Annotated in this window: 13 protein-coding genes and 2 pseudogenes; 9 read left to right on the top strand and 6 right to left on the bottom strand. The window is 54.0% G+C overall.

What is annotated here, in order from left to right:
• Positions 1-812: 812 nt before the first annotated feature.
• The 5 genes from QGV54_RS07140 (at position 813) to QGV54_RS07160 (ending at position 4,596) form a co-directional block, all read left to right on the top strand.
• The gene (locus QGV54_RS07140) at positions 813-1,055 is read left to right on the top strand and encodes a J domain-containing protein (protein WP_281020112.1); all 243 of its coding nucleotides are present in this window, start codon (positions 813-815) and stop codon (positions 1,053-1,055) included.
• Positions 1,055-2,194: a ThiF family adenylyltransferase gene (locus QGV54_RS07145; RefSeq protein ID WP_281020113.1), complete on the top strand. Its 1,140-nt coding sequence runs from the start codon at positions 1,055-1,057 to the stop codon at positions 2,192-2,194. The genes QGV54_RS07140 and QGV54_RS07145 overlap by 1 nt, the downstream gene beginning before the upstream one ends.
• Positions 2,187-2,438, top strand: a complete 252-nt coding sequence (locus QGV54_RS07150) for a hypothetical protein (RefSeq protein WP_281020114.1) — start codon at positions 2,187-2,189, stop codon at positions 2,436-2,438. The genes QGV54_RS07145 and QGV54_RS07150 overlap by 8 nt, the downstream gene beginning before the upstream one ends.
• A 4-nt stretch (positions 2,439-2,442) precedes the next feature.
• Entirely contained in the window at positions 2,443-3,102 is a 660-nt protein-coding gene (locus QGV54_RS07155) for a ubiquitin-conjugating enzyme E2 (protein WP_281020115.1), read from the top strand.
• Positions 3,103-4,038: 936 nt separating this feature from the next.
• Positions 4,039-4,596, top strand: a complete 558-nt coding sequence (locus QGV54_RS07160) for a 3'-5' exonuclease (protein WP_281020116.1) — start codon at positions 4,039-4,041, stop codon at positions 4,594-4,596.
• A 400-nt stretch (positions 4,597-4,996) separates the two neighbouring features.
• Here QGV54_RS07160 and QGV54_RS07165 read toward each other — a convergent pair.
• The 4 genes and pseudogenes from QGV54_RS07165 to QGV54_RS07180 form a co-directional block, all read right to left on the bottom strand.
• Positions 4,997-5,254: pseudogene (locus QGV54_RS07165) on the bottom strand (transposase); the annotation flags it as partial.
• A 129-nt stretch (positions 5,255-5,383) separates the two neighbouring features.
• Positions 5,384-6,463: an IS5 family transposase gene (locus QGV54_RS07170; RefSeq protein WP_281017739.1), complete on the bottom strand. Its 1,080-nt coding sequence runs from the start codon at positions 6,461-6,463 to the stop codon at positions 5,384-5,386.
• A 76-nt stretch (positions 6,464-6,539) separates the two neighbouring features.
• Positions 6,540-6,826: pseudogene (locus QGV54_RS07175) on the bottom strand (transposase); the annotation flags it as partial.
• Positions 6,827-6,889: 63 nt separating this feature from the next.
• Positions 6,890-7,492: a hypothetical protein gene (locus QGV54_RS07180; protein ID WP_281020117.1), complete on the bottom strand. Its 603-nt coding sequence runs from the start codon at positions 7,490-7,492 to the stop codon at positions 6,890-6,892.
• Positions 7,493-7,585: 93 nt separating this feature from the next.
• On the opposite strand from QGV54_RS07180, the gene QGV54_RS07185 reads away from it, so the two are divergent.
• From QGV54_RS07185 to QGV54_RS07195, 3 genes are all read left to right on the top strand, one after another.
• Positions 7,586-8,284: an IS6 family transposase gene (locus QGV54_RS07185; protein WP_281020118.1), complete on the top strand. Its 699-nt coding sequence runs from the start codon at positions 7,586-7,588 to the stop codon at positions 8,282-8,284.
• 319 nt (positions 8,285-8,603) lie between these two features.
• Positions 8,604-9,170, top strand: a complete 567-nt coding sequence (locus QGV54_RS07190; RefSeq protein ID WP_281020119.1) for a hypothetical protein — start codon at positions 8,604-8,606, stop codon at positions 9,168-9,170.
• A gap of 105 nt (positions 9,171-9,275) precedes the next feature.
• Complete coding sequence (locus QGV54_RS07195; protein WP_281020120.1) at positions 9,276-11,261, top strand: DUF2075 domain-containing protein; 1,986 nt, start codon at positions 9,276-9,278, stop codon at positions 11,259-11,261.
• A gap of 98 nt (positions 11,262-11,359) precedes the next feature.
• Here QGV54_RS07195 and QGV54_RS07200 read toward each other — a convergent pair.
• Both QGV54_RS07200 and QGV54_RS07205 read right to left on the bottom strand, forming a co-directional pair.
• Positions 11,360-12,498 (bottom strand): IS3 family transposase gene (locus QGV54_RS07200; protein ID WP_281020121.1). Its coding sequence is split into 2 segments (ribosomal slippage): positions 11,360-12,234 and positions 12,234-12,498, totalling 1,140 coding nucleotides; the frame shifts between segments, so codons are not numbered across the junction.
• A gap of 190 nt (positions 12,499-12,688) precedes the next feature.
• On the bottom strand, positions 12,689-14,029 hold the full coding sequence (locus tag QGV54_RS07205; RefSeq protein ID WP_281020122.1) for a hypothetical protein: 1,341 nt from the start codon (positions 14,027-14,029) through the stop codon (positions 12,689-12,691).
• A gap of 287 nt (positions 14,030-14,316) precedes the next feature.
• On the opposite strand from QGV54_RS07205, the gene QGV54_RS07210 reads away from it, so the two are divergent.
• Complete coding sequence (locus QGV54_RS07210) at positions 14,317-15,162, top strand: hypothetical protein (RefSeq protein ID WP_281020123.1); 846 nt, start codon at positions 14,317-14,319, stop codon at positions 15,160-15,162.
• Positions 15,163-15,178: the final 16 nt, after the last annotated feature.

A 15,178-nucleotide genomic window follows, 5' to 3' on the forward strand; every position in this document is an offset into this window, starting at 1 on the left:
CGTAATCGGATATTAGGGCCGGGTGAGGTGTGAGGTTCTGGGATGGAGTTTCTGTTAATTGTTGGAGGAATATGGTTCGTGTATTGGCTATATAGCCGACGCGACACCAGCTCTAGCAGATCCCAAACCTACACGCCGTCATCACGCGCAAGCTCACAAACGACAACACGGAGGCCAGCAGCAAAGGACCCTCGCGTATATCGGCCACGCCAGTCATCTTCCACACGTCCCAAGATACAGTTCAATGATACCGGCGCCACTCCGACAACCATAAAGCCGCCATCCGCGCAAGATTTGAAGGACTTACATGATGCTTTCACCGGGGAACCGCTTGATCTCGTCTTAGGACTCTACCAATGTAGCTCTTGTAAAGTCTACTATCATACAGAGAGCTATGAGGTTCTTAGGGAAGAAAACCGAGGCCAGTGCGTCGCGTGCTCATCAACGAACATCGTTGCTCTTACAGGTGAATCGGCTAAAGGTACAAGCGGTCGCGATCACAACCCCAATGTTATCACTCTTGATAATTTCCGATCTCATGTGGGCCGGGTCATCGTGTTCGAAGGGCACGTCCACAATGTCCTCAAGAGCCGCCGTGGAAAAGATTACGCCATCATGTTTGAGAACAAGAGTTGGACCAAGGGCTTCAAACTAGTCTTTTTCCGTGGCGCTGTTCAAAAGGTTGGTGGCTCAACGTACATAAACGGCCTAAAAGGAAAGACGGTTCGAGTGCGAGGACTATTAATCAACCATGATACTTTTGGGTATGAGATTATCGTCTCTGAGAAATCAATGATTTTGAGTGCCCGCAGATGAAATGGCGCGAAATTAAAAGTGCCTACAAGAGTAGAATTGAACAGCTTGAGAGCCTGTCTCCACGCGAACTGTTAGAAGTCAGCGATGATGCATTGAAAGAGGAAATCCGTGCTGCATATTTACGTAAGCTCAAAGTTCATCACCCAGATAAGAATGACGCGTTCATGAAGGAGTATGCAAATAGATACTCTCTGATTATCAACGCAGCTTATGAAAAACTTATGGAAGAGCTAGGTTGATGGAAAGCGACCGTTACCAACGCCACTCGTTAATTGAATGGTTCTCGCAGGAGGAGATCAACGCATTAAATGTATGCGTTGTCGGCGCTGGAGCAGTTGGAAATGAGATTGTAAAAAACCTCGCTCTTCTAGGCGTCGGAAATATTGATGTATTCGATTTCGACACCATTGAACGTCACAACTTAACGCGGAGTGTCCTCTTTCGCGAGAATGATATTGGACGGGCAAAGGCAGAGGTCGTCGCCGAACGTGCAAGAAAATTAGACCCGAACTTAAACATCCGTCCATATCTGGGCGATTTTTGGGAGCTCTTAGGCCCAATAGATTTCCAGAGATTTGATGTCGTATTTTGCTGTGTTGATAACTTTGAGGCGCGGCTCAAGCTGAATAGGCTGTGCTATTTGACTTCTACTGATCTTGTGAATGTCGGCATCGATAGCAGATTTTCTAGCGTCGAAGTATATCCGTTCAAGGCTAAGCCTGAGACGACATGCTATGAGTGTGCTATTCCTGACTCAGTTTACACACGAATATCCGAAAGGTATTCGTGTGGCTGGCTGAAAAAGGTCTCTTTCATTGAAAAGAAAATTCCAACGACAATTGTTACTTCTAGCGTGGGTGCCAGCATCGCAACTTCTTTGGGGTTGAGGTTGGGAAAGACTGGCAACGAACCGACCCAGGCAATTCGGATCCTCATAGACACGATCAGCGGTCATTCTCAACGTTCGATGTTAACAAAAAAAGAGCTATGTCCATGTTGTGGCATTCACTCCATACCGCTTGCTGTAATTCCGGCATCTTCAGATATTCGTGATCGCTTTGAAACAACGCTACCGGACGAAATATCAGAGGTTATGGTCTGGACAGCGGAGCCTATACTCGCTGGGTATACGGATATGTCAGGCGGGTCCAGCGAGCAATTTCATTCTGTTTTTGAGGTTGCCTCAAATTTTGACGATCGGTTCGCCAAGACTGTTTCGGACAAGCCTGACGATATTTTGATTGATATCCGAGACCAGTTTGATTTGGCGGAGCTTGAAAGTCATTTTTCGAATTTGCGGTTGCCAGGGCGATTTGCTGTTGTTGGAAATGCTACATCGACACTAGTTTTAGATTTCGGAGGGACCAAAGATGTCTGAAGTAAATATCATTATTCGAACAGCCGACCAGACTCGAAAGGCAGAGGTGACAATGGCCCGGGAACATACCGGCGGCGACGTTATTCAGGCAGCGGTTGACAACTGGTCATTGCCCGGAGACACCGACTATGCGCTGGTGAATTCGACGAATGGCAAGTCGATCCTGCCAGATCAGGCTCTTGGCGAAGGAACCGTCAAAGAGGGCGACATTTTAGAAGTTCAACCCGTGCTCGTAGCAGGATAACCAGATGTCTTCCGGTGCGTTCAATCAACGGCGTGAGCAAGATATTAAGAAGATTGAAGATCTTGCCCGCATCTCAAATGGATTAATAAAGATCACTGACATCAAAGGCCGTCCTGTCAATCAGCTATCGATTGAGCTGGGATACAAGACGGCCTCTGATAAAGGGTACCCGGGGAATGTGTGCACAACGACAAAAGTGCAGATTGAATTGACCGCTAAATATCCATTTCAAGAGCCAAATGCTGTGTTCAAAACGAAAGTCTTTCACCCGAATGTCTATTCATCTGGAAAAATCTGTTTCGGGACGAAGTGGCTTCCTACCGAAGGTCTAGATTTACTCGTCAAACGGATCGTTCAAATCATCACGTTTGACCAATCGATCTTAAATGAGAGCTCTCCTGCAAATGGTGATGCTCTCTCTTGGTACAGAAAAGCCAAACAAAAACACCCAGGTGCGTTTCCTACCCAATCTGTCTCGTTCAACAGCGCTCAAGGCAAACCCAAGATAAGCTGGAATGATAAATCATCAGGAGAGAACCCGAGCGCAGACAGAAAGGCCGTAATCCATTGCCCTAATTGCAGCGGCCAACTCAGAGTGCCAGCAGGGAAAAAGGGCACTATCAAATGCCCATCGTGCAAAATACCGTTTGAGGCGGCGACATGATGAAGTGGACGCCTGCTCCCCCAGACGCTAGATGCCTATCGCTTGAAGATTGCGACTACAGGTTCACAGTGTCTGAAGTCTGCAGGGCAGTTCTCGCGGAAAATCCCCGACCCATTGTCGTCTTCCCGCAACACGTCCGCGAAACAATCATTAAGCACCTTTCTAGCAATTCCACTGAACTTGGTGGATTGTTGTTCGGATCAGCATTTACAGCCGGTGCAGATCCAGCCAAGCCTCCCATGTTGGTTCAGATTACGAGCTCCATCGAGAGCCGCAGTTATCAGAGCACAGGCGTCTCGCTACGGATGGACACAGAAATATGGGATCGAGCGAAAACATTTGTCAAAGAAAAGCAGATCGTTGTTGGTTGGTATCATAGCCATCCAAACCTCGGCGCATTTTTTAGCGGAACAGACCGACAAAATCAGGCAGCTGTGTTTTACCATCCCTACAGTCTCGGTTTGGTAGTCGATCCAATACGGCACGAGGAAAAGTGGTTCGTTGGAAGAGACTCAGCCGAACTACCCTCCATATTGGTTCGGGAAGCCTTATAGTGTCTTGGCGGTGGTTCAAACGTTTCCGCCTTGGCGGGGGGGTAAATGCAAATGTCACGAGAAGCGGAATTGGTTGGAGCTGGGGAATTCCTGGCATTCGGATTGGTGTGTCCGGCGCTGGCCGAAAGTGGATATCTTTTGGCATCCCCGGAACAGGGCTCTACTTTTACAAAACTATTGGTTTCGTCCCACAAAGGTCGGGAGACCAGCAAAGCCATGAACCCGAACCGTTAGAGCCCTCACCTGATGCCGAAACGAATCCGGAAGTTAAATGGCGAAACCTGAAATAGGTAGCCAATGAAGCCGAATAACTTGATAGGATCGGAATTTTTGAATACGCACGGTAATTTATTTTGAATGCGGGAAAGTCGGAGCGTAAAATATGAAGCCTATGGTAGTATTTGACTTCGAAACCACCGGTCTCTCCCCAGATGAAGGGGCAAGAGTGACTGAAGTCGCTGCCGTCATCGTGCAAGACGGAAAAATTTTATCTCGTTATCAAAGTTTGATGAATGCGGGCGTACACGTACCGGCATTCATTACTGACTTAACTGGCATCTCGAATGCTATGGTTCAATCAGCACCTTCATCAAAAGAAGTGATGAGAGAGCTGTGCGATTTCGTTGGCCCTCTTCAGATTGTCGCTCACAACGCAAGTTTCGATAAAAAATTTTACGAACATGAATGCCGTTTGTCTGGTCGACAGCTGCCAAAACATTTTGCATGTTCAATGCTCGTCGCACGTCGACTATTCCCTAATTCGCCCAATCACAAATTAGGAACCTTGGTGAATGTCTTGGGCATTTCACATTCAGGACAATTCCACAGAGCGCGTTCGGATGCGGAGATGACGGCAGGGTTGCTTCTAAAAATATTTGAGCGGCTCGAAGCGGATTACAACATTTCTCATCCAACTCATGAGATATTGATGAGACTTTAGAGAACAAAATACGCTGACGTCAAAACAACTCTACAGAACCTCAGCGGAGCGAGACCCGCACATGAACGTATTCGAAAACCAAAGCTCAAGTGGAACGAAAAGGTTTCTTCTGACGCCTCGCAAACGGCACCAAAAGTAGTCATAAGATGCCCGAACTGCAGCTCTCAGCTAAAAGTGCCTTCCGGACGTAGTGGCAAAATCCGTTGTCCAATATGTAGCTTGCCGTTCCGCACGTCAACATGAGGAAGTGATCTGCGACTCACCTAAAAACCGAATCGTTTTTGGTTCAAGTTTTTCGCTCATATTTTCCTGGCCGGTGAGGAGAGAGGTGGCCCGGCAAATCTGGACAGTTGAGTTAGGTGTGACGTGACCCCCAGCTTTCCCCCGGCTGGAGTTAGAGTCAGGCGGTTTTGTTGCGCATGAGCGCGGTTGTGGCAATGGCCTTCGTAGCGGAGCCCGCAGGGCGTAGCGAAGCAGGCCATTGCCTGTCCAGTTCCTCGGCGAATGCCGCCGGTGTTTCGTATCCAAGCGACGAGTGCGGCCGTTCCCGGTTGTAGTCTTCCACCCACGCAGTGATCTCGACGCGGGCATGCGCGAGGCTGAGGAACAGCGTCTCGTTGAGCAGTTCGTCGCGCATGCGACCGTTGAAGCTGGACACCCGCATTAACCCGATGATTTCGCCGAGTGGAAGACACGGCCTGCACCCGGATGTTCTGAACCGGTGGTTTCCGGTTCCGACGGCCTGATCTGGCGTCGGGCTGGTGGGTGACCGGCGTTCTGGACGGACTCATCCTGTGGCGGCTCTGCGTTCATGGAAGATCAGACGGTCGAAGTTGTAGGCGAGGTTGGCCAGGGTCAGTTTGGCTTCGGCCCGCTTGATCCCGATGGTCCGGATGAACAGGCCGTAGCGGTTCTTCTGGTGGGCGAAGACATGCTCGACGCGGGCGCGGATCGAGGACTTCTTCGCATTGGCGCGGGCCGTGGCCTTCGGCATCGGCTTGCCTGCGGGCTTGCGCCGGTGGATGCGGCTGACCAGCATCCGGCTTGCCAGCCACTTCTCGTTGCGCCGCGAGCGGTAGGCGCTGTCGGCCCAGACCTCGCCGGACGTGTTGTCTGTGCAGACCACGGTCTGTAACTGTCGGCCATCCGGCGCCGAGGCCGAGGTCACGGCCTGGCCGCGGATGAAGCCGAACCGCCGGTCGATGCTGATGTGCGACTTGTAGCCGAAGACCGGCAACGCGATCATCGGCAAGGGCACGCCGTCGGGCCGGGTGCGGACCTTGCCGCCCACCTTCAGCGTCCAGCGCGCGTCGGTATCCTTCTGCGCCGCCCTGTTCGGTTCGTCGGGCCAGATCTCGGACGCAGTGCGGCCAGCCTTCACCGCCTCCTTCTCGGGGTCGGTATTGCGCTGCTTCGGTGCCGGGACCAGGCTCGCATCCACGATCTGGCCTGACATCGGGATATAGCCCTTCTTGTGCAGTTGCCAGTCAAACGCCTTCATCACCCGCTGCAGCGTGCCGGTCTCTGTCAACTTGTTGCGGAACAGCCGGATGGTGTTCTCATCCGGCGTCGGCGCACCGAGATCGAAGCCGAGAAAGCGCATCCAGGACAGACGGTCCCGGATCATGAACTCCATCCGCGCGTCGCTCAGATTGTGCTGCGCCTGCAGGATCAGAACCTTGAACATCGATACCGGATCAAATGGCGGGCGACCGCCTTTGCGACCATCGCCATAGCCCAACCCTTCAACCAGCCAGCGCCGGAAATGCTCGAAATCGACCGTCGCATCAAGCACCTCCAGTGGATCGCCGTCCCGGCTCAATGCTTCCAGATGCTCCGATAGTCCAAACAGTCCCCGCTGACGCATCCGATCCTCCCGTACCATCAGGGAGGTAGTGAATCAGACCGCCGCAAAATCGGCCAGGATTTTGCGGGTGTCCAGCTTCCCGCTTCGCGGCAGGCGTCACCATTTTTTCGAAAGCAGATCCTTCAGCGCTGCGTTGTCCAGCATCTGCTCTGCCAGCATCTTCTTCAGCCTGGCGTTCTCATCCTGCAGAGACCTCAGCCGCCGGGCATCGGACACATCAAGCCCGCCATACTTCGACTTCCAGTTATAAATCGTCGCTTCCGACACCCCGTGCTGTCGGGCCAGGTCGGCGGTCTTCGCACCAGCCTCAGCCTCCTTCAGCACACCAATAATCTGCTCTTCCGAAAACCTCGTTCTCTTCATCTCGTCCGTCCTTCTGTCAGGCCCGGACTCTAATCAAGACTGGAGGAAAATCAGGGGGTCACGTCAGTATAAATCTTTGCAATTGCCGACATTGCACTGATCTTCATTGCGATCCTCCTCCTGACTTCGCCTAGCTTGCATTATTTCGAGTTCTCTTGCAGTCCATCCGAGCTTACCATTTTTATAAAATCGTCGCGTGCCGTACCAATTTGTCCAAGCATCTAACCTAATGAACCATCGCTTAATGATATTTTGTTCTAAAGCGGCTTCACTAAGGCGAGACATATACAATGTGTAGGCGCTTGTGATACGAAACTCTGCCGAGACGACTAGATAGAAACGTCCTGAATGAACTACATCAGTATCAACGTTAATCTTTCCAAGATTAGACTTGGGCTGTGCATCAAAACTTAGTCCGGGTATCTCGTGAATTTTTTTACGAATTTCGCCAGTAATTTTCTTTGCATAGTTTCGGTCTGAGACACTGCTATGCCAAATTACAGAAAAGGACTTCAAACCATATACGGTATCCCAAACGCATTTCGAAATCATCCGTCCACCTGACGCTGTCTGCTCTTGGTATTTTCCTCCGGTATCTTTTGCCAGTTTGGCCAGACACTTTCTTAGTTTCTTTGCGAGCTTTCGGTTGCTTGATGTAACCGACAAAGTTCCCCCCCCCCCCTATTTTTCCAGATAATAATGTTATCAAATATAGGCATTGTCAGAGCAAATCTGATGTGGTCGCGGTAGGCTTTCAGGATGCGTAATCCTTTCCGTTATTTCAACAGCTCGCCAGCGGTGATCCGCACTGCGGTCCTGCTCTACATCCGGTTCCCGCTGTCGCTGCGCCAGGTCGAAGACCTTCTGCACGAAAGGGGCATCGACATCAGCCATGAGACCGTCCGGTTCTGGTGGAACCGCTTCGGGCCGGTGTTCGCGGCCGAGCTTCGCAATAAGCAGCGGAGAACGGCTCGTCAGCACATCCAGTGGCGGTGGCACATGGATGAGGTTTTCGTCTGGGTCAACGGCGAGCGACGCTATCTCTGGCGGGCCGTGGATCATGAAGGTGAGGTACTGGAAGTCCATGTCACGAAGACGCGGGATCGCAGGGCTGCGCTGGATTTCCTGAAGCGCGCGTTGAAGCGGTTCGGCTCACCTCGAAGTATCGTCACCGACCGCCTTCGTTCCTACCGCGCGGCGCTTTCGGACCTCGGCATCGCTGGCCGCCAGGATACGGCGAGATGGTTGAACAACCGGGCGGAAAATTCCCATCAGCCGTTCCGACGACGGGAACGATCCATGCAGCGATTCCGAAGTCCGGCGACGCTACAGAAGTTTGTCTCCGTCCACGCCGCCATCCACAACCACTTCAACCTCGATCGTTATCTCACCCGTCGGACCGACTTCAGGCAGCGCCGCGATGCGGCGCTTGCTGAATGGCGACAGTTGGCGATCTGACCTCACCCAGATATGGCTCTGCTGCGCCGGGGTCAGATTGCTCTGACAATGCCGGAAAATTCCATATGCTGGTGGTCCAGACTTGGGGAGCGGAGCAGTCAGGGCCGGATTCTAATCAAGACTGGAGGAAAATCAGGGGGTCATGTCAGTCGACTGGTTCAACAACCACCGCCTGTTCGGTCCCATCGGGCACATCCCGCCCGCCGAGGCAGAAGCAAACTACTATGCCGCCCGAGAGACCCTCGATATGGTCGCATGACCCAAATGAAACAGCCTGCGGCAATCCCGGGGCGGTTCATTTTGATTTAAGGGTTCCAGCGTGAGTGACAAGCGAAATTGGACGCCGGAAGATATTCGGCTTGAGCAGTCGTTTTACAACGAGCGATGGCTGCGAGATCGCGAAGCCCGCCGCACCGACGAGCGTGAGCGCGTCAAAGCCGGGTTTGATGCGGCCATCACGATGGGTATCTTCGTTCTAAAAGGCTTGATGGTGCTAAATTCGGGCGCGTTGATTACCCTTGCCGCGCTCTACACATCGCCGGATCGCAACTTTGCAGACGAGCTGGGTATCCTGGCGGCGATGATCTATCTGATCGGTGGCCTGATGCTGGCTTTGGGGGCCGCGATGGCTGGGTACTTTCAAGGACATCGATTGCAAACCATAGGCACGCTCGGCGGCGAGAAGATCGACATTTCAAATGGCGCGGATCGCGTTGCCGACGAGGCAACCAAGGAGAAGATGAAGGAGCGTCTCGCCGAGGTTCAATCGAAAATCGATTTGAATTGGAAACGAGCGGATTGGCAAATGCGCACGGCGGTTGCACTGGCAATCTTCTCCGCCGTGCTGTTCCTCGGCGGAGTAGTTAGAGCGTACCTCGCGTTATGACCGTCTGCGATGACTTCCTGATTGAGATTGGGCGTTGCCCACCGGAAACCCGGACGAAGAATATGCGTCTCTTGCCAAAGCCAACCCAGATGACATTGGATAGAGATGCTTAAGCACGCGTATTTTGAGAGCACCATCCGCGAGTTCATTGATATCAACCCGGACCATATTCTGGGGCGTTTGGCTCGTGCTCATGGCTTTGATGTAGACCTTGCCCAGAGAGATGCCTGGCTCGGCCAGATTGACATGCTGAAGCGAGAGCTCGCAGGGTTTCCTGATGCAACATTGTTCCTGGAGTTCGCCATCCCACGGATGGGGAAACGTGCTGACGCTGTGCTGCTTTTGGAAGGCATCGTCTTCGTCATTGAGTTCAAGGTTGGGTCGACTAGCTTCGATCGAGCTGGGATCGACCAGGTCCACGACTACAGTCTCGATCTGAAGAACTTCCACCTTGGAAGTCATAACCGGCTCTTGATACCAATCCTGATCGCTACCGAGGCACCTGAACAATCTGAACGCTATTTGTCGCTCGCGGACGACAGGGTGGCCGAACCGCTGCGTGTGGGAGGGCAGGGGTTAAGGCAGGCGATTGCCGAACTGCTCCTGCAACATAGCGAGCCAAGTTTGGATCCTGCCGCCTGGCTTCAGTCGGGGTATCGGCCGACGCCGACCATCGTGGAAGCTGCTCAAGCCCTATATCGGGATCACGACGTCCAGGAAATCTCCCGGTCTGATGCAGGTGCCACGAACTTGTCGTCCACAACGGACTTCATCAACGATGTTGTGAAACGCGCTCAACAGAATAACGAACATGCGATCTGCTTTGTTACAGGCGTACCGGGTGCCGGCAAGACGCTTGCAGGGCTCAACATCGCGACACAACGCGCCGAAGCCGAAGGGCAGGAGGCTGCAGTGTTCCTCTCCGGCAATGGGCCATTGGTCGACATTCTTCGGGAGGCTCTCGCACGGGATCAGGCAAGCCGAAACGGGATCCGGATAGGTGAATCGAGAAGACGCGTTGCCAGCTTCGTTCAGAACATTCATCACTTTCGCGACGACTCCATTCGCGACGAAAGCCCGCCCCATGAGCGGATCGTGATCTTTGATGAAGCACAGCGCGCCTGGACCCGAGATCAGGCCAGCCGGTTCATGCGCGACAAACGGCAAGTCCAAGACTTTGACATGTCCGAGCCTGAATTCCTCATCAGCGTGATGGACCGGCACAAGGACTGGAGCGTGATCGTCTGTCTCGTCGGGGGAGGGCAGGAGATCAACACCGGGGAAGCTGGGCTATCCGAGTGGGTGGAGGCGCTTCAAGGGAGTTTCCCCGAATGGTCCGTCTATGTGTCCCACCGACTTGATGATCCAGATTACATCTGGACACCGCAGGCGCGACAAGCCCTTCAGCGAACGCAGGTGACCATTGCAGAGGCACTGCACCTTGGGGTTTCTCTTCGCTCATTTCGTTCCGAGGCGGTTTCTGAGTTTATTGGTCATGTGCTGAAAAACCGGCCCGAAGATGCTCACGACTTATACCAGACCATCAAGACCACATATCCAATCAGGATAACGCGAGACCTTGATGAGGCTCGAGCATGGTTGAAGACTCATGCCCGTGGCACTGAGCGATATGGCCTGGTCGCTTCCTCGGGCGGTTATCGCCTCCGGCCAGAAGGCATCAATCCACGGCAGAAGATCGATCCGCCCAATTGGTTTCTGAACTCCCGAGATGATGTTCGCTCGGCCTATGCGCTTGAAGAGGTCGCTACCGAGTTCGACATACAGGGACTAGAGCTGGACTGGACGTGCGTCTGTTGGGATTTGGATCTGCGCCGAGATAAGGCCTGGGCCGCCCACAAATTTGTGGGCACGCGTTGGCAGCGCGTCGGGAAAGCAGATCGAAAGCTATTTCTGAAGAACGCATACCGAGTGCTGCTCACGCGAGCTCGACAGGGCATGGTGGTCTTTGTTCCCCAAGGTGACGGGAGCGACGCGACGCGGCCACCAGAGGCCTATGACGGCATTGCTTACTATCTTGCACAATGCGGGATTGCGGAATCTGATCACGGTACCGTGGTGGAACAGGGCTAACCTGTAACTGCAGACTCTAAGGGGAGCATGTATGAACAGAGGTGGTTCGGTTCGTTTGAACAGTTTCGAGCCGTTTCTTAGGTGGATTTTCCGCTTGGTTATGCCGCGACCGGGATTGGTTGCAACTTGATGTGATATGCCTGATCGGGCGTTTGCCCTTCCAGCGATGAATGCGGTCTTCTGGTGTTGTAGAATGTCAGGTATCGGTCGATGCCCTGTCGGGCGGCTGACACGCTTTCATAGGCGTGCAGATAGACCTCCTCGTATTTGACGCTGCGCCAGAGCCGTTCGACAAACACGTTATCGCGCCAAGCGCCCTTGCCATCCATGCTGATCTGGATGTCGGCGTCCTTCAGCGCCTTGATGAAGTCAATGGACGTGAACTGTGATCCTTGGTCCGAGTTCATGATCTCCGGCTTGCCATATCTGCGCAGGGCATCATTCAAGGCCTCCAGACACGGCGCTGTTTCCAGCGTCACCGACAGCCGCCAGGCCAGAACCTTGCGGCTGAACCAGTCCAGAACGGCGACCAGATAGACGAACCCTCGGGCCATGGGAATGTAGGTAATATCCATGGCCCAGACCTGATTGGGCTGCGTCACGGCCAGCTTGCGCAGCAGGTAGGGATAGATCCTGTGACCGGGCGCAGGCTTGCTGGTGTTCGGTCTGCGATAGAGCGCCTCAATGCCCATCGTTTTCATGCAGGTTGCCACGTGCAGCCGCCCGGCCGTGAAGCCTTCCTGCCGCAGCAACCCTTTCATCATACGGCTGCCCGCGAACGGGTAGTCCATGTGCAACTCGTCAATTCTGCGCATAAGCTTGAGGTCCGCCGCACTGGTCGGGCGCGGCGCGTAATACAGGCTGCCCCGGCTGATCCCGAGAAGCCGGGCTTGCCGTGTCAGGCTCAGCCTGTGGTCCGGGCCCGTCATTTCCTTGCGCTCGGCAACAGACCGGCCTTGTCGAGCGCGCCCTCTAAAAAATCGTTTTCCAGCGCCAGCTGGCCAATCTTCGCGTGCAGGGACTTTACGTCGATCTGCGGCTCTTTCGCGGCCTTTGGCGTGTCATCGAAGACACCCGTTACGCCCTCAAGCAGCTGATCCTTCCACTGCTTGATCTGATTGGGATGCAGGTCGAACTGCGTCGCCAGCTCGCTCATCGTCCTGTCGCCCTTCAGCGCCGCCAATGCGACTTTCGCTTTGAAGGCAGGGCTGTGGTTCCGCCTGGGTCGTCTTGTCATCTTCGCTCCTTCGTCCCGGCAACGCTGCCGGATTGGGAGCAGAAAATCCACCTAACTCAACTGTTCAGATTTGCCGGGCCACCTCTGTACGCGGTACAAATGACCGCTGGCCCTGATGAAGTCCACTAGCCTGGTCCCTCTCAGAGCACCGGACTGGTACGTCCCGACAATGCCTTTCCATGGAAGCTGATCATTCTAGCTGTTCCACGCTTTCGGTCTTTAGATCATCTTCGTCGGTGTTTGTGCGTGATTTTACGGGCTTTGGTGGCGCAGCCTGCCAAGCGCGGAGGTTCTGACCCACAAGGTCATAGAAGTCCGGCACGATGCGTTCGACATCTTCGATAAAGGTACGTCGCCCGGCGAATCGCTTGCCGAGACTTTCGATCAGCAGGATTTCAAATGAGTGTGGCGTCGCGTTCTTGTTCTCCGTCTGAAGTGCGTTCGGGCTTTCCCGAAGCACTGAGATTGGTCTCTGGGTGGCTGGAGTCTTGCCAGGCCAATGAGCGCGCACGATGATACGCGGATCGTCATGTTTAAGCATGCGGATTAACCAGTTCACCCGAGCCGTTGTAGATTTTCGGTCGAGAGGTGCTTTGATTTTCATAGCGGCCGAAACGGTCTTGCGGGTCAGGTCGGCTCTGACTTCAATATCTGCTGCGCTGTCAGGAATCCGATAGGTAGAGTTCAAACAATGGTCCTCGACGAACTCGGCGACGCCGGCCCTGAGGCGTGCGGCAGGATCATCCCGTAACTTCCGCTCAATGACCGATTCGACAGATTGGCCGACATGTCGCGACAATTGAAGGCTGAGGTCGCGACCTTCTTCAAACCAGCATCCGACACCCTCTTCAACTTCCGGTGCAGATTTATTCAGAGTGCCATTGTTGGTCACGGCCTGCACGAGATCCTTCCAGTTAGGGCCCATCTGGGAGAAGCGCTCTACGCCAGTACCAGGATGGTTGAGGAATCGGAGAAACTCATTGAGCAGAGCAGCTTGCTCCTGTCGTTCGACCACGTCCTGGACAGCCAGAATTTCGCATTGGGTCGCTATCCACGTCCATGACCAATGGAAAAGACTCGTTTTCCGAAGTAACTTGCTGGGGATCGTGACAGGCGAATGATCTGCTCTGGCCACGAACTCGTTGGAAATCGTAATTACGGCATCGATTCCGTTCGCCTTGGCCATATCCACGTAGCGCTGTACCTGCTCTTGATCGAGTTTAGCCTTTCCTACCTTGGCCTCGATCAGGGCGGACCAGGAGGTCTTCCCCGTGGATACGATCAGCAGGCCGTCTGGCCTGCTCTGCGGTTTGGGGCCCTTTACCAGAACCACTTCAGTAAAGGTCTCGATTCTTGTTCGCTTGCCAACCCGCAATCCCGCTGTGTCCAAAACCGCTTGGGCAAGTGATGGGATTTGTGGAAGAAGCGATAAAAAAATCGATGCAATGCGGTTCTCACGGCTGGTATCTGCGACGATCGGAAACAGCCGCGCAGGTTCACCTTGTATCAAGAAATCTGGCTTCTCTGTCATTTTGTCCCCTATGCCAATTCTAGGCTACTTGTATCTTCGGTCAGAGGCTAATAAATCAGGCATTGTCATAGCAAATATGATGTGGTCGCGGTGACGTGCCCCCCCCTTATTTTTCTCCATTCTCGATTAGAGTCCGGCCCTGACAGAAGGACGGACGAGATGAAGAGAATGAGGTTGTCGGAAGAGCACATTATTGGTTTGTTGAAGGAGGCTGAGTTGGCAATGCCGCAACGAGCCCATAGGCAAGCGGCTGGGTGCGCTCCCGACTTTTTCGGATGATGCATCGCTTGGCGCTCGCTCGCAAGATCCGCTATAAAGGGAGCTCAGTGAAAAAGCCGTCCGACGCGGCTTTTTCAAACTGCAACAGGGTTGGCCTCGACGAGCCGAACCAGCGACCGCGTCGGAGTCAAGCCGTGCTGCAACTACCTCTCGACCATCCAGAGCCCTTTGCGGCAACGATGGGGACGATGCTTTATCCGGGGACGGGTGAATCCGAGCGCCGGAAAGCCGCCACTTTCACAAGTGGATACTTGGCCCAGCCTCTCGAAGAGTATTATCGCCGTGGCGGGCGGCTGAGCGAAGATCAGCTACGCCGGATCATTACTTCGGGCGGTGCCCTGATTGACGACCTTCAGGATCGCTGGTGGGCGGGTCAGGCCACGGGCGAGATCACCAAGGTACTGATTGCTCTCCATAATTCCGATCCGGCCTTGGCATCCTGGAAGAGCGCGACCTCCATTGTCGAACAAGAAACGGGGTCGGCTCGCGGGACCGGTCGCTCAGCTCTGATGAACTATCGACGGCAATTCGGCTCCGTCTCCCACTTGTGGGCCGCTTGGCAGCTTCGAGGGGGCCGGTTCGCTGCCGACGAATTGAGTGGCAACAGCCTGGCGGTCGATTTTCAGCGCTTCATCTGCGAGGCCGAGCGTATCCGGTTATGGGGCCAGGGTTTTGTTCCGGAGCGCGCCATGGCTGAGCCAGTGTTCGGGCCGAATATGTGGGCTGCGCCCGCAGACTGGCTGGCACCTCTTCCCTATGAGCAGTGGCCGGGGGAGGGCTGGCTGCCACCGATAGAGGCTATGGCTGGACAATTGCAGGGTCTTCGCCCGCCCGGCCGGCCGAGAAAGCAGTAGCCACACCCGAGCCTTG

This window comes from Minwuia sp. IMCC3060, assembly GCF_029909435.1.
Lineage (GTDB): Bacteria > Pseudomonadota > Alphaproteobacteria > Minwuiales > Minwuiaceae > Minwuia.

Coding starts and splice junctions, on each gene's coding strand:
- QGV54_RS07170 (WP_281017739.1), bottom strand. CDS start 6,463: ATGCGTCAGCGGGGACTGTTTGGACTATCGGAGCATCTGGAAGCATTG.
- QGV54_RS07160 (WP_281020116.1), top strand. CDS start 4,039: ATGAAGCCTATGGTAGTATTTGACTTCGAAACCACCGGTCTCTCCCCA.
- QGV54_RS07145 (WP_281020113.1), top strand. CDS start 1,055: ATGGAAAGCGACCGTTACCAACGCCACTCGTTAATTGAATGGTTCTCG.
- QGV54_RS07150 (WP_281020114.1), top strand. CDS start 2,187: ATGTCTGAAGTAAATATCATTATTCGAACAGCCGACCAGACTCGAAAG.
- QGV54_RS07155 (WP_281020115.1), top strand. CDS start 2,443: ATGTCTTCCGGTGCGTTCAATCAACGGCGTGAGCAAGATATTAAGAAG.
- QGV54_RS07140 (WP_281020112.1), top strand. CDS start 813: ATGAAATGGCGCGAAATTAAAAGTGCCTACAAGAGTAGAATTGAACAG.
- QGV54_RS07185 (WP_281020118.1), top strand. CDS start 7,586: ATGCGTAATCCTTTCCGTTATTTCAACAGCTCGCCAGCGGTGATCCGC.
- QGV54_RS07205 (WP_281020122.1), bottom strand. CDS start 14,029: ATGACAGAGAAGCCAGATTTCTTGATACAAGGTGAACCTGCGCGGCTG.
- QGV54_RS07195 (WP_281020120.1), top strand. CDS start 9,276: ATGCTTAAGCACGCGTATTTTGAGAGCACCATCCGCGAGTTCATTGAT.